The sequence below is a fragment of the Pelovirga sp. genome, from assembly GCF_059864205.1.
In genome coordinates this window covers 1-1,124 of sequence record NZ_JCBCBS010000223.1, presented here as the reverse complement: position 1 = coordinate 1,124, position 1,124 = coordinate 1, and the positions used below count along the sequence as shown (strand labels likewise).

Genomic DNA, 1,124 nt, shown 5'->3' with positions numbered 1-1,124 from the left:
ATCTTTAAATCGGTATTATGGCCCCGGAAAAAAGGTGACTTTTCGTTTTTTTTCCGGGGACATAATGCCTATTTCCTTTTTATTCCCGGTCTGCCCGGTGCCTTCATCTTGTTTTTTTCCGGGGACATATTGCCTGTTTTTTCCCAGGAAAAGTCGACAGGTTAGGCATCTCCGGACACGCTATATCCCGCATGCAGGGGTGCAGCTGCGGCCTAAACCGGGGGCCGCTGACTACGTTTTAAGTTTTTCTAATCATTTGGCGTATCATCGCAAAAACACCGACGACAACACCTAAGAGCAATCCGTTGATAAAGTATCCAACTGCTACTGCCAAAACCATAGTTAATGGACCAAAATCGGCACTATTATGCATAATCGACAAAGACCATGGATATCCCAAGAACAGCGCCATAAATGCATAAACAAATAAAACAGTACCGGATCCGCCGAGGATAACACCTACTATCATCATCATTGTGAGGCTGATGAAAACTATCAACAAGCACCAACGAGCTACAAACAGGCCAAAGAAAAGTCCGCTTGAAAAAGGCGTGTCCGAAAAATCAAAGTTTGGTAATTTAAACAAAGCACCCCCCAAGAGTTTCACGACCCCGTTACAATGCCATAGGCAGCGTCAATCAGAGCACCGTTTACCATAGTCCCCAATCCCACAATAGAGGCACTAAGCAGGTCACTGCTCGTAAAAATTGTTATCAAACACCATGGCAAGCTCGCAATGAGGGCCAAAATATATGTTTTTTTCCGGGGACATAATGCCTATTTCCTATCGATACCCGGTCTGCCCGGTGCCTTGATCTTCAACACCCGCCCGGTGGATTGTTCCAGTTTCTCAATAAAGGCCGCGCCGCCAAGCGGACGGCCGGTTTTGGTCTTTTGGAATATCAAACGATCCTGCTGCTGATCCGTGGTCTGTAGAAAGTTCGACCAGTTATCTACCAATTCCGGCAACAGCGGGGTTTTGATCAGTGGATCCTGAGCGTTGATGCCGCAATGGTAGCGTGCGCTTGACCAGGGATAATCAACGGGAGATGACGCGATACCGGCAGCAACCGGGTTGCGTTCCACATAGCGTGCTGCTGCTAAGAGGTGCCGTTGATCCAGCA

1 protein-coding gene and 1 pseudogene are annotated in these 1,124 nt (G+C 47.8%); both read right to left on the bottom strand.

Annotated elements, in window-relative coordinates; all coding sequences use genetic code 11:
• Positions 1-238: 238 nt before the first annotated feature.
• Positions 239-586: a hypothetical protein gene (locus AC6F7T_RS13930; protein WP_500719822.1), complete on the bottom strand. Its 348-nt coding sequence runs from the start codon at positions 584-586 to the stop codon at positions 239-241.
• Between the two features lie 191 nt (positions 587-777).
• Positions 778-1,124 (bottom strand): annotated as a pseudogene (locus tag AC6F7T_RS13925) (transposase); the annotation flags it as partial.